The organism is Ruminococcus sp. (assembly GCF_024691275.1).
Classification (GTDB): Bacteria; Bacillota; Clostridia; order Oscillospirales; family Ruminococcaceae; genus Ruminococcus.
The window spans coordinates 1-22,299 of record NZ_JAILNU010000093.1 but is presented as its reverse complement, the minus strand read 5'-3'; the positions used below and the strand labels follow the sequence as shown (position 1 = coordinate 22,299).

The 22,299-nt window shown below is 45.9% G+C and carries 25 protein-coding genes; 19 read left to right on the top strand and 6 right to left on the bottom strand.

The window, feature by feature from the left end; translation table 11 throughout:
- Window positions 1-5: 5 nt before the first annotated feature.
- The 13 genes from ispD (at window position 6) to K6G33_RS11335 (ending at window position 9,409) form a co-directional block, all read left to right on the top strand.
- Entirely contained in the window at window positions 6-683 is a 678-nt protein-coding gene (gene ispD, locus K6G33_RS11395) for a 2-C-methyl-D-erythritol 4-phosphate cytidylyltransferase (RefSeq protein ID WP_173450589.1), read from the top strand.
- A 14-nt stretch (window positions 684-697) separates the two neighbouring features.
- On the top strand, window positions 698-916 hold the full coding sequence (locus tag K6G33_RS11390; RefSeq protein ID WP_296779548.1) for a DUF4236 domain-containing protein: 219 nt from the start codon (window positions 698-700) through the stop codon (window positions 914-916).
- 10 nt (window positions 917-926) lie between these two features.
- Window positions 927-1,697: a TIGR00282 family metallophosphoesterase gene (locus K6G33_RS11385; RefSeq protein ID WP_296779545.1), complete on the top strand. Its 771-nt coding sequence runs from the start codon at window positions 927-929 to the stop codon at window positions 1,695-1,697.
- Window positions 1,698-1,821: 124 nt separating this feature from the next.
- Complete coding sequence (locus K6G33_RS11380; protein ID WP_024861514.1) at window positions 1,822-2,082, top strand: stage V sporulation protein S; 261 nt, start codon at window positions 1,822-1,824, stop codon at window positions 2,080-2,082.
- Between the two features lie 267 nt (window positions 2,083-2,349).
- Window positions 2,350-2,835: a terminase small subunit gene (locus K6G33_RS11375; RefSeq protein WP_296779542.1), complete on the top strand. Its 486-nt coding sequence runs from the start codon at window positions 2,350-2,352 to the stop codon at window positions 2,833-2,835.
- Between the two features lie 25 nt (window positions 2,836-2,860).
- A complete protein-coding gene (locus tag K6G33_RS11370; RefSeq protein ID WP_296779574.1) occupies window positions 2,861-4,069 on the top strand; it encodes a PBSX family phage terminase large subunit in 1,209 nt (402 codons plus the stop codon).
- 32 nt (window positions 4,070-4,101) lie between these two features.
- Window positions 4,102-5,238, top strand: a complete 1,137-nt coding sequence (locus K6G33_RS11365) for a serine/threonine protein phosphatase (protein ID WP_296779539.1) — start codon at window positions 4,102-4,104, stop codon at window positions 5,236-5,238.
- A gap of 13 nt (window positions 5,239-5,251) precedes the next feature.
- Window positions 5,252-6,220: a hypothetical protein gene (locus K6G33_RS11360; protein ID WP_296779536.1), complete on the top strand. Its 969-nt coding sequence runs from the start codon at window positions 5,252-5,254 to the stop codon at window positions 6,218-6,220.
- A 250-nt stretch (window positions 6,221-6,470) separates the two neighbouring features.
- A complete protein-coding gene (locus K6G33_RS11355) occupies window positions 6,471-7,304 on the top strand; it encodes a hypothetical protein (RefSeq protein WP_296779533.1) in 834 nt (277 codons plus the stop codon).
- A gap of 14 nt (window positions 7,305-7,318) precedes the next feature.
- Window positions 7,319-7,687: a hypothetical protein gene (locus K6G33_RS11350; protein ID WP_296779531.1), complete on the top strand. Its 369-nt coding sequence runs from the start codon at window positions 7,319-7,321 to the stop codon at window positions 7,685-7,687.
- Window positions 7,687-8,097, top strand: coding sequence for a hypothetical protein (locus K6G33_RS11345; RefSeq protein WP_296779529.1), 411 nt, complete (start codon window positions 7,687-7,689; stop codon window positions 8,095-8,097). Before K6G33_RS11350 ends, K6G33_RS11345 begins: the two co-directional genes overlap by 1 nt.
- Window positions 8,094-8,486 (top strand): hypothetical protein, encoded by a 393-nt coding sequence (locus tag K6G33_RS11340; RefSeq protein ID WP_296779528.1) that lies wholly within the window; start codon window positions 8,094-8,096, stop codon window positions 8,484-8,486. Before K6G33_RS11345 ends, K6G33_RS11340 begins: the two co-directional genes overlap by 4 nt.
- Window positions 8,483-9,409 carry a hypothetical protein gene (locus K6G33_RS11335; protein ID WP_296779527.1) on the top strand — a complete coding sequence of 309 codons (927 nt, stop codon included), beginning with the start codon at window positions 8,483-8,485 and terminating at the stop codon, window positions 9,407-9,409. Before K6G33_RS11340 ends, K6G33_RS11335 begins: the two co-directional genes overlap by 4 nt.
- 77 nt (window positions 9,410-9,486) lie before the next feature.
- Here K6G33_RS11335 and K6G33_RS11330 read toward each other — a convergent pair whose 3' ends face one another.
- Together K6G33_RS11330 and K6G33_RS11325 are read right to left on the bottom strand one after the other, a co-directional pair.
- Window positions 9,487-10,290 (bottom strand): C39 family peptidase, encoded by an 804-nt coding sequence (locus K6G33_RS11330; RefSeq protein ID WP_296779526.1) that lies wholly within the window; start codon window positions 10,288-10,290, stop codon window positions 9,487-9,489.
- A 356-nt stretch (window positions 10,291-10,646) separates the two neighbouring features.
- The gene (locus K6G33_RS11325) at window positions 10,647-13,397 is read right to left on the bottom strand and encodes a dockerin type I domain-containing protein (protein WP_296779525.1); all 2,751 of its coding nucleotides are present in this window, start codon (window positions 13,395-13,397) and stop codon (window positions 10,647-10,649) included.
- Window positions 13,398-14,097: 700 nt separating this feature from the next.
- Here K6G33_RS11325 and K6G33_RS11320 point away from each other — a divergent pair.
- The 4 genes from K6G33_RS11320 (at window position 14,098) to K6G33_RS11305 (ending at window position 17,280) form a co-directional block, all read left to right on the top strand.
- Window positions 14,098-15,423 carry a sensor histidine kinase gene (locus K6G33_RS11320; protein ID WP_296779522.1) on the top strand — a complete coding sequence of 442 codons (1,326 nt, stop codon included), beginning with the start codon at window positions 14,098-14,100 and terminating at the stop codon, window positions 15,421-15,423.
- Window positions 15,401-16,204: a response regulator gene (locus tag K6G33_RS11315; protein WP_296779519.1), complete on the top strand. Its 804-nt coding sequence runs from the start codon at window positions 15,401-15,403 to the stop codon at window positions 16,202-16,204. Before K6G33_RS11320 ends, K6G33_RS11315 begins: the two co-directional genes overlap by 23 nt.
- 75 nt (window positions 16,205-16,279) lie before the next feature.
- Window positions 16,280-16,984 (top strand): AzlC family ABC transporter permease, encoded by a 705-nt coding sequence (locus K6G33_RS11310; RefSeq protein ID WP_296779517.1) that lies wholly within the window; start codon window positions 16,280-16,282, stop codon window positions 16,982-16,984.
- Complete coding sequence (locus K6G33_RS11305; protein ID WP_296779514.1) at window positions 16,981-17,280, top strand: AzlD domain-containing protein; 300 nt, start codon at window positions 16,981-16,983, stop codon at window positions 17,278-17,280. The genes K6G33_RS11310 and K6G33_RS11305 overlap by 4 nt, the downstream gene beginning before the upstream one ends.
- 48 nt (window positions 17,281-17,328) lie before the next feature.
- On the opposite strand, the gene K6G33_RS11300 is transcribed toward K6G33_RS11305, so the two are convergent.
- The 4 genes from K6G33_RS11300 to K6G33_RS11285 all read right to left on the bottom strand — a co-directional run bounded on the left by K6G33_RS11300 (window position 17,329) and on the right by K6G33_RS11285 (window position 20,499).
- Entirely contained in the window at window positions 17,329-18,039 is a 711-nt protein-coding gene (locus K6G33_RS11300; protein ID WP_296779512.1) for a hypothetical protein, read from the bottom strand.
- 20 nt (window positions 18,040-18,059) lie between these two features.
- On the bottom strand, window positions 18,060-18,779 hold the full coding sequence (locus tag K6G33_RS11295; RefSeq protein ID WP_296779510.1) for a hypothetical protein: 720 nt from the start codon (window positions 18,777-18,779) through the stop codon (window positions 18,060-18,062).
- 20 nt (window positions 18,780-18,799) lie between these two features.
- Window positions 18,800-19,561 carry a hypothetical protein gene (locus K6G33_RS11290; RefSeq protein WP_296779508.1) on the bottom strand — a complete coding sequence of 254 codons (762 nt, stop codon included), beginning with the start codon at window positions 19,559-19,561 and terminating at the stop codon, window positions 18,800-18,802.
- Window positions 19,562-19,698: 137 nt separating this feature from the next.
- On the bottom strand, window positions 19,699-20,499 hold the full coding sequence (locus K6G33_RS11285) for a hypothetical protein (protein WP_296779505.1): 801 nt from the start codon (window positions 20,497-20,499) through the stop codon (window positions 19,699-19,701).
- A gap of 248 nt (window positions 20,500-20,747) precedes the next feature.
- Between K6G33_RS11285 and K6G33_RS11280 the strand changes: the two genes are divergently transcribed.
- Entirely contained in the window at window positions 20,748-21,203 is a 456-nt protein-coding gene (locus tag K6G33_RS11280; RefSeq protein WP_296779503.1) for a GNAT family N-acetyltransferase, read from the top strand.
- A gap of 186 nt (window positions 21,204-21,389) precedes the next feature.
- The gene (locus K6G33_RS11275) at window positions 21,390-21,998 is read left to right on the top strand and encodes a zinc ribbon domain-containing protein (protein WP_296779500.1); all 609 of its coding nucleotides are present in this window, start codon (window positions 21,390-21,392) and stop codon (window positions 21,996-21,998) included.
- Window positions 21,999-22,299: the final 301 nt, after the last annotated feature.

The following is a 22,299-nucleotide window of genomic DNA, read 5'->3' as shown; positions in this document are numbered from 1 at the left end:
TAAACATGAAAACATCAGCAGTAATAGTCTGCGCCGGAAATTCCACCCGAATGGGCGGCGTGAACAAGATACTTCTCCCACTTGGCGAAAGAAAGGTGATCGGCGTTACCATGCAGGCTTTCCAGAGCTGTGAGAGCATAAGCGAAATAATCATCGTAGCCCGTGAGGACGATATCCCTGCCATACAGGCAGAAGCAGAAGCCGCAGGCATAACTAAGCTTGCTGCCTGCACTACGGGCGGCTCTACCCGTCAGGAGAGCGTAATAAACGGTATCCGCAAGATATCCAAGGAGTCTGAACTCGTGGCAGTCCACGACGGAGCGCGTCCCCTTGTCAAGCCCGAACATATCGAAAAGGTCATCAAAGACGCTTCTGTATTCGGCGGTGCAACTCTCGGTGTCCCTGTAAAGGACACTATCAAGACCGTTGACGGCGGACTTATCGTAGATACTCCGCCGCGAAGCTCACTGTATATCACCCAGACTCCGCAGATATTCAAGCGCAGTCTTTACTTTGAGGGCATTGACTTCGCCCTTGAACACGGTCTTGACTTCACCGACGACTGTCAGCTGGTAGAAGCTATCGGCGGCAAGGTCGCAATGACCGTCGGCGACTACACCAACATAAAAATAACCACCCCCGAGGATATCGCCATTGCAGAGGTACTGCTCAAACAGCGGTAAAAAGGAGGCATACTATGGGATTCCATTTCACAAAGAGCTTCAAGATAGGCAAGCTTTTCAGATTCAACAAGACCAAAAAGGGCGGGAGCATAAGCATTGAAGGTCCGAAAATCGGCAGCAAAAAGGTCAAGCTCACCGTAAATAACAAGAAAAAGGCTACCGTCAGCCTTCAGGGTACAGGCATCTCCTATGATACCAACCTCGGCGGAAAGAAAAAATCAGATAAGAAGTGAATAGCAGATAATGAAAAAATTACTCTTTATAGGTGACGTTGTAGGCAATGGCGGCTGCGAGTTCCTTACAGAGAAGCTTGGCAGCCTCAAGCACGAATACGGCATTGATATTACTATAGTAAACGGCGAAAATTCCGCGCAGGGCAACGGTATTACCCGTGCGTCCGCAGATATGCTCGTAAGAGCAGGCGCTGACATGATCACCACAGGAAACCACGCTTTCCGCCGCAAGGAAGCCCTCGACATATTCGAGGAGAATTACATCGTCCGCCCTGCGAACTACCCCGAGGGCGGCTGCGTAGGCAGCGGTGTGCGTATTCTCGATATGGGAGCATACTCCATAGCTGTCATAAACCTTATGGGAACAGCCTATATGGAGCCTCTCGACAACCCATTCACCAAGATCGACGAGCTTCTTGAGAGCATTGATACGCCGAATATATTCGTGGATTTCCATGCGGAAGCTACATCAGAGAAAAAGGCTATGGGTCATTACCTCACAGGCAGAGTCAGCGGCGTTTTCGGAACTCACACCCATGTCCAGACCGCAGACGAATGTATACTCGGTGAGCATACAGCATATATTACAGATGTGGGAATGGTCGGAACTGAGCTTTCATGTCTCGGTGTCGATATTCAACCTGCCATAGCCCGATTCCGTTTTCATATGCCCGTCCGCTTTACCGAAGCAAAGGGCAAAAGCTTCCTTTGTGGAACTATAGTGAACTTTAACGAAAAAAACGGCAAATCGCACAAAATAGATAGGATAATTATAAGATAGTATACAAAGTTTCAGGGAAATACTTGCATTTTTCACGCCAATAGGGTATAATACAATTGTACAATAGCCTTTTGGCATTAGCTTTTTAAACGTACAAATATTTTTAACAGGAGGGTTATTTGTCATGGAAATTCTGAAAGTATCATCACATTCATCACCGAATTCTGTTGCCGGAGCTATTGCCGGTGTGATAAGAGAACAGAAAGCTGTTGAAGTACAGGCAGTAGGTGCTGGTGCAGCAAATCAGGCGGTAAAAGCGATCGCCATTGCGAGGGGATATTTAGCACCTATAGGAATCGACCTTATTTGTATTCCTGCCTTTGCCAACATTCAGATTGATGGTGAAGAAAGAACCGCTATCAAGCTTATCTGCGAGCAGAGATAACCGGTAATAACCTCAACGGGCGGACGATCAGTCCGCCCTTACTTATTTCATAACGATAATTATAAGGACTGCTTCGGCAGTCCTTTTTTATGCCTTCGGGACAGCTTTATCAGTCAAAGCACACAAATTGCAGACCTCAAATTGTGCAAGTATACAAAGGCAAAAATTATTTTTCTGAAATTCAAGGCTTTTACCTTGAATTTCGCCCTATTTCGTACCGCTTATGAACGGCGATCACGTTCAAGCACGAAAGGAGGTCATACTTTCTTGAAACGAAACACTAAATCAACGCTGAATCAATTCTGCTGCAATTATGTATTGCTGGGCAGCGTTGAGGAGGCTGCGGTCAAAGCAGGTTGCCCCCGCGAAAATGCACTGTCGGACGGTGTAAATATGCTGAAAAGCCGCAAGTGCCAACAGCTCATAGGTCAGCTGAGAGCGCTGCTGTCAGACAGCGGGAATATTGCATCGGGACTGAACAGGCTTGCGTTCGGAAGCTGCTCCGATGCGGTATATCTTCTTTTCTCGGACGAGCTTCCGCCTGCTGATGCCATCAAAAAGCTCGACCTTTTCAACGTTTCTGAAATTAAACGTGTGAAAGGAGGCGGAGTCGAGATCAAATTCTTCGACAGGCTCAAAGCACTGGAAAAGCTGTTCGAGCTGGAAAACGCCTTCTCTGACCAGAGCAAAGCGGACAGCCTGATAAGAGCACTTTCCGCAGACGGGGAGCGTGAGGATCTTGACGATAACTGAATACTCCCCAAAACAGCTCCTCACTATGAAATGGTGGAATATGCGGCGTTACGGCGACCGCGACGCTATCATATGCGACGGCGCTGTGCGAAGCGGCAAAACTCTGTCTATGTCACTTGGCTTCATATTCTGGGCAAGCCGCTGTTTTGACGGCGGTTCATTCGCAATGTGCGGCAAGACTATCACTTCACTGCGGCGAAATGTGGTAACACCACTGCTTCCGCTTCTCAGGGAGCACGGGCTCGCTGTAAACGAAAAGGTCAGCCAGAACTACTTCGACATCACACTTCGCGGCTGTACCAACAGAGTTTATCTTTTCGGCGGCAAGGACGAAAGCTCCGCCGCTCTGATACAGGGCATGACTCTCTCGGGAGTATTCTTCGATGAAGTTGTTCTCATGCCGCGTTCCTTCGTGGAACAGGCTCTGGCAAGATGCTCTGTGAACGGCTCGAAAATGTGGTTCAACTGCAACCCCGACAACCCCGCCCACTGGTTCTATACCGAGTGGATAAAGCAGCTCAAAAAGAAAAACGCCCTGTATCTCCATTTTACTATGGACGATAATCCTGCTCTTTCTCAAAGTGTACGCGAACGCTATAAGCGTATGTACTCGGGAGTTTTCTATGACCGCTTCGTTCTCGGCAGGTGGACTGCTTCTCAGGGTGTGGTATACCCTATGTTCAACGAAAAGGAACACGTTTTCAGCGGCGATATCGACTGCGAGAGATATGTTATCTCCTGCGATTACGGCACGGTAAATCCGTCCTCATTCGGGCTTTGGGGACTCAATAACGGCATATGGTACAGACTGCGCGAATACTACTACGATTCACGCAGAGAAGGCAGCTCCCGAACCGATGAGGAGCACTATGCTGCTCTTGAGGAGCTTGCAGGCTTACGAAAGATAGACAAGGTCATCGTCGATCCCTCCGCGGCAAGCTTTATAGAGTGCATACGCCGACACGGACGGTTCCGCACAGTAAAAGCGGATAACGACGTTGTATCCGGAATAAGGCAGGTCTCTACAGCTCTGAAAGAGGGCAGGCTCAGAATACATGGATCGTGCAGGGATATACTCCGCGAATTTCAGCTCTACAGCTGGAATGAAAAGACAGGTGCAGACGCTCCCATAAAGGAAAACGATCACGCAATGGACGATATGCGCTACTTTGTGGCGGATATGTTCAACTCTCAGGGCGGCAGCGATCTCATAGCACTTTCTGTCGCCCGATAGATCACCGTTCAATACTACCAAAAGGAGGTACTATGAAGCTTTTTAAGAAGAAAAAAGCCGCGAAAGCTGCTCCTGAGCTTGTGAGTACTCAGCGCTTCGGCTGTGACAGCTTTGCACTGCCGTCAGCCATTCAGCCATACGAAAAGGAGCTCTACGACAGGCTGCGCTATGCAGTTCCTATCATCGACGCTGCTATCATGAAAATAATCAGGCTCACAGGAGGTTTCAGAGTGATATGCTCGGACGAGAGCTGTCAGCAGGAGCTCAGCAGCTTCCTCGAAAATGTCCCCGTAGGTCTTACAGGACGTTCTATAGGCTGTTTTACGGATAATTTCCTTGACAGTCTCCTAACCTACGGAAGTGCTGTGGGCGAGATAGTCACAGACAGAGAACAGCTCCGCATTGCAGGACTGTGGAACGGCGACGTTTCACGAATACGCATAACATCGGGAACCGATCCCTTCAGCAGAAAATATTCCCTTATTACCGACAAAGGTAACTCCACAAGGATCTCACACCCCGAAAATATACTCTACACATCACTTACAGGCGGTCATTCGCTGCTCCGCGGACTTCCGTCACTCAGCGGTATCCTTATGAGGATATACGAATGTATCGGTCAGAACTTCGACCGCGCAGGAAACGTCCGCTATGCAGTGACCTACAAGCCGCAGGGAGAAGCAGGCGACCTTATGTATTCACGCGAAAGAGCACAGCAGATAGCCCGCGAATGGGCTGACGGCATGAATTCGGCTAAGTACGGTCAGGTCAAGGACTTCGTTGCGGTGGGCGACGTTGATATTAAGGTCATCGGAGCTGAAAACAAGCTTTTCGATACCAATGTGCCCGTAAGGCAGCTCCTCGAACAGCTCATCGCAAAGCTCTCCATACCGCCGTTCCTGCTGGGGCTCTCGTGGAGCTCCACTGAGCGTATGTCCTCTCAGCAGGCTGATATACTCACCTCTGAGCTGGAATACTACCGCAGACTGCTCACACCCGTTATATGCGACGTGGGCAACGCTTATCTTGCTTCCATAGGCTCGGAAGCGACCTGCTCGGTAGAGTGGGACAACATCAATCTACAGGACGAAACAGCTCTTGCAGAAGCAAGGCTGAAAAACGCACAGGCGCACGAAATAGAACTGCGCCTTGAAAAAGAATATTCTTAACGGAGGAAAATGTATGTATAACGATATCAAACTTGAAAAGGGACTCTATAATCTCAGCGGAAAGTCATTCACAGCTGCTCTTGAAGAGCTCGACCCTACATCTGCTTACGCAGGCACTCCCCTCGAAAAGCTGGACGCTTTCGAGAGACAGCTCAAACGCTTCAATATCAGGATAAACGGTCAGGACTGCGACTGTGTGGAGAAGTTCTTCTCGACTACGGAAACAGCCGTGCTTTTCCCTGAATTCGTCACAAGATGCATCAGAAAGGGTTTCGACGAAACTGTTCTCAGCTCTGTCTGCGCTGCCAAGACTGTATGTTCAAGCAGCCAGTACCTCGGCTGTGTGCTCGATGATACTACTGTTGCATATGCACCTACCGAGGAAGCCGCAAAGCTCCCTGAGGCAACTGTCAGAGAAGGCTCGACAGCCACTGTTCTCTCAAAGTTCGGCAGACTTATCAGCGCTTCCTATGAAGCTGTCCGTAAGCAGAGACTTGACGTTTTCGGCGTAATGCTCAGAAGTGTGGGCGTAAGACTTGCAGTGACCGTGGTCAAGGAGGCTGTTGACGTACTCGTTGACGATGTTACACCTATCACCACATCAGCCCTCACATACGATGACCTTGCAGCTCTCTACGGCGAGTTCGACTGCTTCGACATGACAACTGTTATCACCTCTCCTGAGCTTGCTTCAAAGATCGCCGCTATGGAGCAGCTCAAAGACTGCTCGGCAAATTCAGACGGTAAGCTTATCCTCCCATTCGGCTCTGAGCTTATCAAGACATCGGCTGCCGATGATGATACGATCATTGGTATCGACCGTAATTTTGCTCTCGAATTCATCACAAGCACTGACCTTGTAATGGAGACTGACAAGCTCATCGACCGTCAGCTCGACCAGATGACAGTATCTATCACCTGCGGTTTCAGGAAGATAACTCCCGACGCGGTAAAGGTGCTTACTGTTGCAGCTAACACGTAATATCGCCCCGATTCAGGGGACGCTCTCTCTTGCAGGGTGTCCCCTTCTTCCCAAACAGTCACCGACCCTTGCGGAGCGCTTTGTAACTTCCCGGACTAACCGTCCCAGCCCCTCTGTCGCTTTGCGGCATCTCCCCGCACTGTGGGGAGTAACCCCACAAGGGCTGTAAGCCCTTGACCTGACCAAAGGAACACAGTCCCTTTGGGATACCGTTCATGGGTTCAATTCAATTATTCCGAAAGGAGAAAGCATGGAAAAAACAATTCTTGATAAGATAAACAAGTTCACGCGGAGAAAGCTTTCCGAGGACGAGGTCTACGTGTTCTCGGTGATCCTCTGCGATAACGACATCGACCGCGACTGCGAACGCTTCTCGGACAATGCCCTCGAAGCCCTTAAATCAAGCTTCATTGGCAGGACAGGCATCTTCGACCACAATGTCTCCTCCCTGAATCAGAACGCCCGCATATTCGACACCGAACTCGTCACAGATGATTCAAGGCAGACTAAATACGGCTATCCTTACAAGTACCTCAAAGCCAGCGCCTACATGGTACGAACCGACGAAAACCAAAACCTCATCGCCGAGATCGACGGCGGCATCAAAAAAGAAGTGAGTATCTCCTGCTCTGCTGCAAAACGTATCTGCTCGGTCTGCGGTAACGACAAGAATACATCTTCTTGCAGCCATGTCAAGGGCAAATACTACAACGGAATCCTTTGCCACACTATCCTCGACGATATCACCGACGCCTATGAGTGGAGCTTCGTGGCTGTCCCTGCTCAGGTCAACGCAGGTGTGACCAAGAAATACAGCGAATCCGATACCCTTAAAGCTCGGGCTGATACTCCCGTTACCGCCGCAGATGAGGAGCTGCGCCGCGATATACGCAGACTTGCTTACTTTGTCGGCGGAAGAAATGCTGCGGATATAGCTTCACTTTCCGCCGCAGCCCTCGGAACAGAACAGCTCATAAAACTGAAAAAGTCCTTCGAGGCTCAGTGCGGACAAAACGGCATTTCTGTTCAGCTTGACTGCTCAGACGCTCATGACGACTTTACATCTGATTTTTCAACAAAGTAAGGAGGTGCTTTCTTATGGACGTACAGGAAATAAACGATCTCTTTGAGCTGCTTACGGGCGAACAGAACAGTCAGACCTACTACAACTTCATAAACCTGTCTATGTATGAGGTCAGTGTAATGCTGAGATCACAGGAATGCAGCACAGATTACAGACTGAATTTTCTCTGCGCTGCCATAGCCTTCTACAGGGTACAGCAGATGCTCGCTGCGCGTGAACGAGCTGCCGTGACCTATGCGGGAAAAATGCTGAAGGAATCACAGAATACAGCTTACGAATACTCAAAACTGCTGCTGAGAGACTATTTGCAGATATGCAATGATCTGCTCAAATGTCAGAACTTCGTGTTCAGCAGCTTTTCAGGAGAGGAGGACATCACCTGATGTTTACGGATATCATCAACGGAATTATCAACAACCTCAGAACTCACGGTGTAACACCTGTCTACAGTGCATTTGACGCTGTAGATACAACAAATAAGAGCAAAGAATTATCAACTATCGTCGGTATAGGCGCTTTTTCATGTGAAAAGCCGATATACTCACAGTATTCCATCTATTTTCCGTTCAAAGCTGAGATAGATATTAAAATAACCGCTTCCGAAAAATACTCCCTTGCACAGATATACAGCTATTACGACGAAAAGCTGGAACCTGTCATCTCCGATATGTCGGGTCTGACCTGCGTTCTCTCAGGTCTCAGCGCTAAGTTCGATACTAATATCCAGCGGCTCGTCCTCAATATACGGCTCGACGCAAACGGCATATCAAAATTTGAAAGGAGCTCCACATGAGCACGACCTCTCTTACAAAACGTGAACCCGTCCCCGTCACTATCAGCGGCATCACCCTGTACTGCGAAAGCTTCAAGGCTTCCGCAGTACGCGATATCAGCGAAAGTTCCACCGTTATCGGCGGCACGGTCATCACTAACAACTCGTCACGCAGCACAAAGCTTATATTCTCGGGCAGGATATGCGCGGAGGATACTCCTGCCGATTTCATTTTCAACTTCAATGCCCTCGTTCACTCAGCATCAGCCTTAAATGTCTCTTATATGGGACTCGATTTCAACAACTGCCGTATGCTGTCCTATTCTTTCAGCGATAAGGGCGAAACATGGTCAGATGCTGCGGTAACTCTCATAACCGCCGATACTATCACAAGGAGTGTTTCATCATGACAGCTGTTCTCACCGTAAAAACTGAATCAGGAACTGTCATCGCTGAGGAAAATATACTCTCTTTCAGCTTCAAAAAAGACATATATGCTCCGTATACTTCCCTGTCAGCCAAGATACGCGCCGATAACAACTCCTTCGATAACGCCGCAGAGGTGCAGCTGTCCATCGACAGCCATATGATACACCACGGTCTCATTGACGACCTGAAATGGGAAAAAATAAGCGGCACAGACTTCCTGTATGTGCGCTCTCGCGGATTCTCTTCTCTGCTCACCCAGAACCAGATAGAACCCGGTCTGAAAATGAACATCTCGTTCAATATGCTCATGGAGGATTTCTATACTCTGCCATACGTCACCCACGAAAACAACTCCGATAACAGCAGCTATATCTACGTCAGACCCAATACCTCCATGTGGGACGCTGCCGCTAATCTCGCATACAAGCTCCTCGGCACTTATCCCTATATCCGCGGCACCAATACCGTTATGATAAGCCCTTTCCCTACACCCGAAAGCTTCGACCTGAGCAGCGTCCCTCTGCTTTCTTCAGGCTCGGAAATTTCAGGCATACACCTCGCAAGCCATTACCATATGGCTGATATCAACGGTAACTACGGCTCTTTTGAGCTGAGCGACCAGGACGTTATCAATATGAAGATCATTCGCCACAAGTTCTTCGACCTCGATATGCGCTTCCTCTACGCTCCGCAGCAGGCTCTCACTTTCCGCGATAAATTCGACTTCCGCGGCTGCAAAAAGACCTTCTGCTCCTACAGCGGCTACCTCGGCGAGGATATTTACGACCTCGTGTCCTTCGGGACAGTTTCCGCAGCTCCTATAGGCTCGCTGACCATTACGGGCAGCAGCAAGGGCATTTTCACCGAAATTGGCGTGTATACCGACAAATTCCCTCATACATAACAAAAACGGCTTCCACTAAGGAAGCCGTTTTGACTATATTATTTTTAGTTGTTGCGAATCAAAGTAATTTGATGAGATTATTTTGATTCCTTGTTCCAGTAAATTATTCCGTGACTACCATCAATGTAACGCATAAATTCACTTAAACTGATTCTGAAAATGTTGCTTGAATCATTCCATGATCCACATCCTACACCATGCCAAGCAGGATCTCTGATAAGAAGTGTATAGCCGTTATCTTCATATCCGTCTACTACGAACCAATGTCCCGTTGTATTAGGATAAATTCTTTCGGTATTGCCTGCAAAGCCAAGTTTTATCTTAATATTATAACTTATTATTTTAACATAACCATTATTATCTTTTACTTTATAGCAAGACTGTCCATTTGCGAGAACACAATGATTATGATCTATACTATTCATGATTTTATATCTAACATTTGTTGCGTTGAACTGTAAATCTCTGTTAGTATATCTGCCTAATATCTGCCAGTCATAATCTGTCATACGCTGAAGAGTTGCACAAAGTGGGTTGTATCCTCTGTTTGATGCCTGGCTACTATCATTACCTGTAAACCACGCGGTTTCATGAGTAGAGTCAACATTATATCCACCGCCATATTTTTTAATAAGTCCAACTACATCTTTCTGACTTTTGCTACCTCTTGCGTCAGATTTAAGTTTACTTGAATTATGACTGTTTTCATTCCTAAGTAAAGCCTGTAACGAAGCTACGCCGCAGTAATAATCCTGTTCCTGAGGATTTATAGTTGCATATAATACTCTTCTTGTAGCAGCATCTGCTATAAGAGCTGTTGTAAATGCGCTGACAAGTATCATGGAAACAAGCAGCGTAATAATTGATTTGAATTTTTTCATTACCAATAACTCCTTTTTTATTAAGTTTAATTGTATATTTTTAGCTGAATATCAAGTATATTATTCAAGCAAAGATAAAACTTTTAATCAAATCAGATGCAAATAAAAATAAATTTTTTGTAGTCATTTTTTGATAAACTTAAAAGCGCATTTAATTGAAAAGTTGAAATTTCTTTAGTTTGAATTATACTTAACGTCATAATTATAATATCACTTGTGCAATTTGTCAAGCATATTTACTCTTTTTTACATTACAAGCATATCATTAGCCCAAAAGCTAACTGAACTGTTATATATTTACAAAACGGCTTCCACTAAGGAAGCCGTTTCTTATCATGTTTCTATTCTATTTTTCTTTAGTCCTTCACAGGTATCTCTTTTATAAGGTGAAGCAGGTATCTCTGTATTGCTCCTGCGTCCTCGGTCGTCATGCCGTTATTGCCGATAACGTCTGCGTTCTTGAGACCCTGTGCTGTGATGTGGGTCTTAGCTGTTCCGTTAAGTCCGTACTTGTTCGGATTTGCAAGCGCCTGCATTATCATTACTGCGTCAGAAAGGTCTATCACGCCGTCACAGTTGGAATCGCCTGCCTTGTAGTTCTTGTCTGTTGTTGCAACAGGCTTTGTTGTGGTAGTTGTCTTATTTGTAGTTGTTGTAGTATTTACAACAGGCTCGCTGCCTGCGATTTTTCCGTATACGATACCGCAGCCGACTGTTGACATATACACCTTGCCGAACTCGTCCATATCGCCTACGATGTAGTTGCCGTTACCTGTACCGCCGTAGAGGTGGTCCTTATTGATGCATACCCATGTTGCACCCTCGTCTGTTGAACGATAGATGCCCTCGGGATCGGTCTTCTCAGGCTGACCGTAGATGTAGAGGGTATTTGCATTGCCCTTCTTCTCAGGTGCGCCGTAGCCGATACACTTTGCATATGCAACGTTTTCAAGGTGCTTTACAGTCTTGCCCTTGTCGGAGATGATGTAAACTCCGTGGTTTGCACCTGCAAGAGCTACTGTGCCCTTCTTTACGTAAGCAAGGTCGCCTGTGTGCTCGAACTTCCATGTGAGCTCCCAGTTATATGGGCAGATACGTGTCTCTTTGAAAGTTGCGCCGTAATCTTCACTTACAAAGTATGAGTAGTGTGCCTCGTCATATGTAGGCTCTTTCTTTGACATATCAGATGACCAGTACTCGTTATACTGAGCACCTACAGCGTAAACTGTCTTTGCGTCCTCGGGATCAACGAGTGTATATGCACCCTTTGAAGCCTGTATGCCCTGACAGTCCTTCCATGTTGCTCCCCAGTCGTCTGAATAGGAAGCGCCGCCCTTAGGACTTGTGTTTATAACTCTGTACTTGCCCTTTGAAAGCTCTGTGATAGAGAGCTTACCGCCTGTGCAGGCAGGCTTGAATGTTTTCCATGTCTTGCCGCGGTCGAGGGTATAGTAGCCGCTTCCTGTATTGTTGCCGTCGCCGTTTGCTGTTCTTGCCCATACGTCTGTGTTCTGAGGGCATACCGTAATAGCAGATGTAGAGCCCATATTCGGGTTGTACTGAGCAGGGATACCGTCAACCTTTTCGTGAACGAATCCGTCATAGTCGCCGATAGCGGAGAGGTCGAGACCGTCAGCTGTGCTGTAGAAGTCAAGGCTTACGCACTCCTCAACGCCGTCAGGCTGGAAGTAGAACTGGATATCCTTTTCTGCCCATGCATTATCGCAGGCAAATACACCGTTACCTGATGTGAGGAGTATTCTGTCACCCTCGGGGTCTCTTGGGTCTATAACGATACCGCTGCCCCAGTGGCAAGCCTTACCGTATATCCAGTCATAGCCGTTTGTATCGAGAGGAAGTGATTTGAACTTCTTTACGCCTACACCTGTTGTATAGTCTGTAGGGCCTTCACCGGGTGTTATGTTCTCCCATGTCTTTCCTCCGTCAGACGAACGGAAGAAGTAGTCGCCCCATGCGATAGTGCCTTCATTTTCAGGTGTGGAAGGATCGTCCTGTACCCACTCTGTACCGCACCACTGAGCCGACCAGATACCGCAGGTACGTGCAAACATCTTGTTGGGGTCCTTCTTGTCAACTTCGATCATTCCCACAGCATTGTCCGATACGGTGAGCTTTTCAGCTTTACCCGACTTGATATTATACTTGTATGCACCGCCTGAAGCGCCTGCAAAAGCAAGTCCGCCGATATATGTGAAGAAAAGGTTTCCGTTGTGGTCGCTGGTTATAGAAAGCGGATAGTTTGCGTTCGGGAGCGCCTTGATAGGCTCGAACTTGTCGTCCTTTACGCTTGCAACGTGGACATTAGCCTGTCCTGTTACAGAAGTACCTACATAAACCTTGCCGCCCTCGATATAAACGCAGCCGATACCGTTCTGCTCGTTGTAAAGCTTAGCAGGCTCGGTGCCTCTTACCATATGATCTGTCCATGAAGGATACTTGAGCTCGCCCGAGAAAAGTCCGAGCTCGTCATAGCCCATTACAGGAGCCCATGTTTTACCGCCGTCTGTTGACTTGATAAGAGCCGACTTGCCTGCGGTCACGTCGCCGCCTGCATAGATAGTATCGGGGTTATCGGGGTCAACAGCGATAGGCTCGATACATTCACGGCCGTCGCCGTTTCCGTGTACCTGTATATGGTCTGTGACATCAACGCTTGTAAATGTCTTGCCACCGTCGGTAGTCTTGAAGATGACCGTCTTTGCGTTTGAGAAGTAAGCGCAGCCGCAGAGGAAGTAAGCTGTCATATCGTCCTTAGGGTCGATAGCGATACCCTTGCAGCTGAGGAGTCCTCTGTCGTCCTCGTTGATAAATCCGAAGAGCTGTACCCATCTCTTCTTGCTGTAGTCGTATCTGTAAGCACCGCCGACATCAGTACGCAGATACATTTCCTTTTTTCCTGTAACGATGCCTGAAACGAAACCTGCTCCGCCTATTTTGAGCGTGTCCCATTCCATTGTTGAAGATATGTCCTTTGTTGCCGCCAAAACAGTGCCGATGCCGTTTTCCGATGTGCTTATCACTGAAACAGCACCTGCGCTTAAACAAAGCGCACAAAGACCCGCCAAAGTCTTTTTCATTGCTTTCATTTGTAATATTCCTTTCCGTTTTGTTATTTTTATAAACGTATGTTTTCCCTCTTTTTCAAGATGATTCTAACACGTTAAAACCACGGTGTCAAGGGATTTTCGGCGTTATGACATTATAGGACATAATGAGAGTACAATATTACAGAACCGCTTTTTTGTATATTTTTGTGCTAAGGGCAAAAAAAAGGGCAGCCTTTCGGCTGCTGTGAGGTGATGTTGTACAATGAAAATGTTTTTATATTTGGGATCATTATATGTTACTGTATGATTTTTCCGCTTTCTCTTTCTATGTTTGTAGAGAAAGGAGACACCGCAGCCTGCTCACACGATCAGCAACCGCATGACAACGTTTTTCCCCCCAGAAAAAGGCTACAGCGTCTACTCCCTTTCTACATTCACGATATATACATATATCTCATATCCCGTGATTGTATTATACCATACCCTGTTCCACACGGTTCAACAAATAACAGGGGTTTATGACCAAATTTTACAAAGTTTTTGAAAATCGGCATTTTAGCATATTATTGCAGTGAAATGTTTACTCTCATTTTGCACATTGCGCAAAAACATTCTTTTCATTTGTATAATCATTTCTTTACAAACCACGCAGAATGTGGTATAATACTAATATATAAATGTTAAATACCCCCTTGCGCAAAAATAATATACATTTTTTCAGGATTAAGGAGGTGCATATTTGTCTCTGATATCATATCTTGTCAGCTATAACTTTCTGTCAGTCGCTCTCATACTATCTATCGTTTTCCTTCTTATAGAAAACCGCCGTGAACGTCCTACAGGAACAGGTCATATAGCTGTTATAGTAGTGCTTCTTTCTATTATTGTCGTAAACGGCGCCATCAGAGAATGGTTCTTGCAGGCGATATATAACAAAAAAACCGATTATTCTCATGCTCCTGCTATGACTTTCATGTACCTTCGCGCTGCTCTGGAACAGATCATGTTCCCGCTCATCGCGTATATCATGCTTCTCCTTGTTCTGCCGCCCGACAGAAAACTGAGATTCCTCACTTTTCTCCCCGAGCTTGTTGTTCTTATCACCGAGATCATAAATCTTTTCGGTCCCAAGATCCTGTTCTATTATGACTCGCACCTTAAATCAAATGACAATCTATTGTTCCTGATGCCTTATTTTGCGGGTATGCTCTACCTGCTCCTGCTGCTGAGATACTCCATAATATTCTTCAAGACAAAGAACCTCGGAAAAGGCATCACGCTGGTCTTCATAGTTTTCCTCACACTGCTGGAATGCTACCTCGAAGCCGCTTATATCGTCATTGATCTTATGGACGAGATCGTTGCTCTTGACGTTATTGCCTTCTATTTTTATATCGTTACTATATATCAGAGCGATATCAAGCTGAGGCTCCGTACAAGCGAGCTTGAACTGGAACAGAGCAAGCGCCTTCTCGCTGTATCTCAGATACAGCCGCATTTTATGTACAATTCGCTCACTTCTATCATTTACCTCTGCGATAAGGACACCGCAAAGACCAAAACTGCCCTTATCGACTTCTCAAAGTATCTGAGACAGAACGTCGATGCGATCAGCAAGGTCGGTCTCGTCAGCATAAAGGACGAGCTCGCCCACACAAAAGTTTACCTCTCACTTGAAAAACTGCGTTTCGATGACGACCTTACCGTCGAATTCGATATACAGGACGAGAACTTCATGCTGCCCGTACTCACCGTCCAGCCTATGGTCGAAAATGCCGTAAAACACGGCATAAACGCCTCGGAAAGCGGCTGCGGTACTATAGTTATCTCTACCGTTGAGACCGAAAGCGCTCACAAGATAACTATACGCGATGACGGTGCAGGCTTCGACACGCATACCCTTCATTCCCTTGATAACAGCCATATCGGTATCGCTAACGTCCGCAAACGTCTCGACGACGAATGTCACGGCACCCTCATTATCAACAGCGAACCCGATAAGGGCACAGAGTGCATTATTCTTATTCCAAAGGAGAATCATAATGAAAATTCTGGTAATAGATGATGAAAGATTTGCTTTGCAGCTTCTTGTTGATACTATACACAAAGTCCGCCCCGATGCTGAAATAGTCCCCTTCCGAAGAGCTTCACAGTTCCTTGAATACGAAGAAAAAGACACCTTCGATGCCGCTTTCCTCGATATCCGTATCGGTAAGATGTCAGGCATACAGGTGGCTATAGAGCTTAAAAAGTATTCCCCCATGTGCAATATCGTCTTTGTTACAAGCTATTCCGAGTACGCCTTCGCCGCTATCCAGATGCGTCCCAGCGGCTATATCATGAAGCCGTATACCGAGGAGGATATCAAAAATGAATTCGATAACTTCAGATACCTCCCACAGCCCGAGCCAAAGGACGAAAATAAGCTCAAAATACGTACATTCGGCAACTTCCGCGTGTTCGGCAAGGAGAATACTCCTCTGAAATTCTCGCGTACCATCTCCAAGGAGATATTCGCATACCTCATCGACCAGTGCGGCTACCCTGTCACAAGCAAGGAGATAGCTGCCGATGTGCTTGAGGTAGAGGTCTTCGACAGACCCACTTCCAAAAAAGTCTCCCAGTATGTCTCGGATCTTATCAAGGACATCGAGTCGGCTGGCTTTTCCAACGTTATACTCAAACAGAACCGCCAGATACAGATCAACAAGGAGGCTGTGGACTGCGACCTCTATGACCTGTTCGCCGGCGATGCCGTCGCTGTGAACGCTTACCACGGCGAATACATGATAGACTATTCATGGGCGGAAATAAGCGATTCCGCCGAAAGGATAAAGTCGCTTTAAGCAGTTGATACTGCTAATATATTGCTATTGGAGGATATATATGATCTTTTTACTCAGTGCGCAGGTGCTGCACGTATGAACAAAAACTTCCTTCGCGGAATGTCACACGGTATCCCTATATGTCTGGGATACCTTTCGGTTTCTTTCGGTCTGGGCATTCTCTCCGTGAACAAAGCGGGACTGTCCATATTCCAATCGGCGCTGATCTCAGCCACTTGCCTGACTTCAGCAGGTCAGAAGGCAGGCATAGATGTCATCGCGGCAAGCGGCGCTATCATCGAAATGATACTCCTTCAGCTGACTATCAACATACGTTATTCTCTCATGGCAATATCCCTCTCACAAAAACTTGACAAACGCTTCACCACTCCCCACAGACTGCTCGCTTCATACGGCATAACCGACGAGATATTCGCAGTTTGTTCCGCTCAGAAAGAACCCCTTACACCTGCCTATATGTACGGTATGATACTTATTGCAGGCGGAGGCTGGGTATTGGGTACGGCTCTCGGCGCTGCCGCAGGAGAGCTCCTCCCTGCCGCTGTAAGCGCAGCTATGGAGATAGTCCTGTACGGTATGTTCATTGCTATAGTGATCCCCCCTGCAAAAAAACAGCACAGCGTTCTTTTCGTCGCAGTTCTGGCAGCTGCCATAAGTGTGATATTCCACTATGCTCTGCCTATGGTGAGCGAAGGATTTGCCATAATCATCGCTGCTATCGTGGCTTCCGCGATCGCTGCGGCTGTCTTCCCCATTAAAGATGAGGAGGCTGAGCAATGAGTCTTGCTGTTTACATCATCGTCATGGCAGGCGTTACCTATCTCATACGCATGATACCGTTCACGTTCTTCCGCAAGAAAATAAAGTCGCGCTTCTTCAGGAGCTTTCTGTACTATATCCCCTATGCGGTACTGAGCGCAATGACTATCCCTGCTATATTCTACACGACCCACAACATATGGACCGCTGCTGCGGGTACGGCAGTGGCTCTGCTGCTGGCTTTCCTTGAGATGCCGCTCATCGTCGTGGCACTTGCCGCTTCGGGAGCCGCCTTCCTTCTGGGACTGTTCCTGTAATAAAAAATCAAGCCTGAGAGCGGATATTCTCCGTTCTCAGGCTTTTTGTCATTTTCCGACAGACTCAAAGCAGGATTCAAATGCTGCTTCATCGCCGATCTTTCCCGGGAAAGCTGTGATGAAAAGCATAAAATCATCATCTATCCTGCTTGCGTAAAGGTTCTGGTAGGTATCAGCATCGTCTTTTTCGCTGATCTTGACCTTGACGAACTCTCTGCCGCCAAGCTTTACCTTCTCGGGCTCTGTAATGTTTACGTCGAGAGCTCTTACAGGTGCTATAACGTCCTGTTCTATGAATTCCTCTTCGGTAATGTCAGGCTTATCTGAATGTAGCCTCTTCATATTGTGGAAACCGATATCCACTATAGTCATAGTATCAGGCTCAAATATTTCTGCTTCGGTTATCTTTGACATAAGTCGGAGCTTCTCTTCGCCGCTGACCGCTTTTAAGGTATCCTGAACCATTTCATCAAGCTCGTTCATGTCCATGAATTCCACACCCTCGGGCAATGTGAACCTGATGCCCGCATACTCTGAGGTATAGACGTTTCCCTCGATACTTCCCTTCTTGAAGGCTGTACCCTCTGCGGGATCAAACTCCTCTATATCTTCCGCAGCGTTATCCGAAGATGCTGCTGTTGTCTCAGCTGCTGCCACTGTAGTCTCAGGCTCTGTTTTGGTGTCTTTTTTGGAATCTCCGCAGGATACTGATGCAAATACAGCCAGTATCAGCGATGCGAACAATGCCGCTTTTTTCATTTTTCTATCTCCTTTGCTGTTTAACCGAACGCTTCAAAGCTATTCTCAAATTCTTCACGGCTGCCGAGTATTCCGAGACAGGTCGTGATAAAGATTATAAAGTCATTGTCTATCCTGCTGACATAGAGGTACTCCGCAGGCGCTGTCTTTTTCTCGTCACCCATTTTCAGCATTACAAACTTCCTGCCGCCGAGATAGACTTCTTCCGGCTCAGTGACCTCTATACCCATATTCTCTGCAAAGGGCATGATCTGCTGTCTGAAGAAGTCCTCCTCTGTCATATCCATATTTTCGGGTGCGAGCATATTAAGGTTGTAATATGACACATCGAGCATGGTAGATGTCCTGATATCATATATCTCCGCTTCCGTTATCTTGGACAAGGCTCTTACTCTGTCGTCACCGCTGGTCATCTTTACAGCCTGATTGACCATTTTCTCAACATCTTCCTGTTTCATGAAACTTACTCCGTCGCGCAGCGTGAACTTTATTCCCGCATACTCGGAAGTATAAACATTACCCTCTATCTTCCCCTTCTTAAAAGCGGTCCCCTCTGTAGGATCGAGGAGCTCTTTCTCTTCCTCCCCTGATTCCGTTTCGTAAACATCGGCAGTATCCTCTTCAATGACCGACGCTTTCGTGGTATCGGGCACTGTTATATTACCGCTTTTGCTTCTTGAACATGATACTGCTGAAAGGATCGCTGCTAATAAAGATATGAATAATGCCGCTTTTTTCATTTTCTTTACTCCTATTTTTTTCAGCTCAGCGCTTCAAAACAGCTCTCAAACGCTTTATAGTCCTGTGCCGCACCTCTGAATGCGGCTATCATAAGCATGAAATCGTCATCTATTCTTCCTATGTAGATTATATCATCGCTGTTTTCGTCATCACTTATGATCCTGAATCTTGTAAATTCTGTTCTGCCGAGAGTTACCTTTTCAGGCTCTGCCATATTCAAGCTGCCGCTCTCTTTAGCTGCACTGAGAGCTCCCATGAATATATCCTGATCCAGAAATTCCTCTTCGGTCATATTGCTCATGTCGGGATACTTCTTTTTAACGTTGCTGTAGATAAAACCTATACTTTTCTTATCATCGCCATCATTTTTCAACATCTCGGCATCGGTTATTTCCAGGGACATGAGCCTTTTCATTTCGCCTTCCATGGAATCGAGCGCTTTCTGATTATCGGAAGTGATATCGTCATCGCTCCTGAATTCCCATTTATCGGGAGCTGTAAACTTTATTCCCGTATACTCGGAAGTATAAACATTTCCCTCGACTTTTCCCTTTACAAAAGCCGTACCCTTCACAGGGTCAATATCATCTGTAACTTTGTCCGCTCCTTTCTCTGTTGCTGCCTCGGCTGCATCAGTTGTCACTGCTTCTGCGGTCACTGATGTTTCCGAAGCGCTCGTTGTTGTTTCAGCCGCTGTCTCGCTTCCATTCTTCTTCTCACCGCAGGACACTGCCGTCAGCAGAGAGACCATTACAGCCGCCATGATTACGCTTTTTTTCATCCTCATTATCTCCTTTTTTCGCATAAGTCAACTTATTATATCACAGTAGTTTTCGTTTGTCAATTTAACTGTGATATTTCAGCAAAAATGGACTGTACAGAACAGTCCACTCATGCTTTTTATATTAATTTTTCCGATCATGCCAAAGCATTAAATCTGCTCTCGAATTCTGAAGTGTCATCCTGAGCCTTCGCAGAGTATCTGATATCCAGTGTATACACATCATCTATCTTACTGATATAGTGGTATTCGACGTGATCGGAATAACCGTTGGACACTCTTATCTTACGGTACTCTCTGCCGCAAATATCTACGCTGACAGGTTCTGTAACATCAAGCGTGATCCATTCCGAGCCGTCAAATTCTTTGGTCGGAACGATATCTTCGATAGTTACATCACTCTTTTCGGGGAAACGTGCCTTTGTATCAATAAAGCTGAATGAGACCCTTGAATTGTATTCGTCATATATTCCGCAGGCATCAACGATGATCGTATCTATCTTCTCCCTGTCTTCCTGAGACATAAATCTGCCTGCCATATGTGTCTCCATGTATATATCGTCATCAGCCATATACTCAATGGTATCCATTCCGTTGAATGAAAAACCTGCATACTCTGAGATATACACGCTGCCGTAAGTTTTTCCCCTTTTGAAGCCTGTGGCTGATGTCGGGACAGCAGCTTCGGACTGAGTCTGTACAGGAACGTTCTGTGCTACGGTGTCTGCTGCGGTAACTTCTGAATATACTGTATCACTTATATCAGCAGCTTTAACAGTTGTAGATGTACTTATGTCTGTATTGGCAAAAGTAGTCTCATACGAAACCGATGTCTGGCGCTGAGGTTCTTCTGTTCCGACTATATCCTTATCACTTCCGCATGATATTGGTGCGCAAAGTAAAAATAATATTGCAAGTGCTAATACTGACTGTTTCATTTTTGTTTTCTCCTCTGTTATTTTTTGGGTTTATTTGCGTTTGATATCATGATACCTTTATGTCGTTCTATTATAAGAAACGTTACAGATAATCAAAGTGTGACATGAAATCTGAAATTTTTTCAAAAAATTTTTTAAACAGCAAAACACCATGAAACAGATGTATCTGCGGCGCTTATGTTGACAATGCAGAAATGCTATGCTATAATTGTTGCTAACACAAATCGGAATTTAAGGAGCTGTTATCTATGAAGATCGAATTCAGAAAAGCTGTCTTATCTGATGCAGAGTTGTTAATAGATATTTACAATTCTTCGTTCTATAGCGATTATATAAAGTACGGCGAATGTCCTGCATATGGAAAGACCGTGAAAATGATGCGGCGATCAATCATTGATTACCCAAAATTCATAATTCTATGCGATGAAAAGCCCGTTGGTTGTATCTCATGCAAAGAACTGCAAAAAGGAATATACGAAATCGGCTGCTTATGTGTTATCCCTGAGTTTCAGGGAAAGGGCATCGGAACATCTGCAATAGAATTCGTTAAGTCATATTACACCGACTGGTGCAAGTTTACATTGGTTACTCCAATAGATAAAAGCGAAAATGTCTCATTCTATACAAAAAAATGCGGATTCGATATTCAGTCATCAGAAATGGACGGAAATGTTAAAGTTGCTCGATTCGTCTTGGAAAGGTGAATTTTTACCTTAGCAAAAGTGAGCAATTGGAACAAGCGCCAACGTAACAAGGGTGCAAATACTGCGCTCTTTTTGTTTGCACACCCAATACAAATATTTTTTACAAATTTCGTCACAAAGGTTGACTTTTTTAATATTTTTATGTTATAATTGGTTGAATCATTAATTTCTGTTAGGAGTGATATTATGTATTGTTCAAACTGCAACAGCAACCTTATGGACGGCACAAAAAAATGCCCGTTCTGCGGCACCGACCTCAGCAGCTCTCAAAATTCCCCCCAACAGCAAAATCCCTATAATGCCCCTCGTCAGTCAAGCCCCTACAATAACAACTATGGCGGATACAACAATTATGCTCCTCCACCGCAGCCAATGTTTAGACCGAGCGCAAAAACCAACGATCTGGCTATTGTGGCTTCTATCATTATGTTTATCGCCATTTTCCTGCCGTTCTTCACTATTACGGTCGGCTTGTCGGTAAGCGCTTCCCTGTTTGACGGAAAAGACTGGCTGTTATTTGCAACTATTGCAGTACTCGGCTGTGTTTTCGCCTTTTCAAAAATGAACAAGGGCGTACTTACTGTAGGGATCATCTCAGTTATATTAACCATCGGCGAAGCCCTGCTCTCGTCGGAATGGCGCTTAAAATCCAAATTGGGCGAATACTGGGATCAGATCTCAAGTTATGTGGATATCAACTACTCCTATGGCTTTTACATAATGCTCATAGCTTCTATAATGCTCTTGGCAGCAGGTATATTTGGTGTCAGACAAGGCAGCAGCAGTTCTTTTTAAACTGCGGTCATACGTTCAAATCAAAAGGGACGATGTTTACATCGTCCCCTACGCTTTTAATGCGATATATCAGGATCTGCGGACTGTCAAAGGCTACTCCTACAGTACATTACGAAAAGGGCGGATAATAAGTGGGGTGCTTATACAGAAGTTTTTACGCGAGATATTGAGGAAAACCCTTTTGAAGAAGATTTTCTCTGTATTCCTTCAAGACCGTTATTTCATTTTTTCTATGATAAAGCCCATTAACAAACTGCCCCTTTGTATTAATTACAAAGGGGCTTTATCATAGAAAAAATCA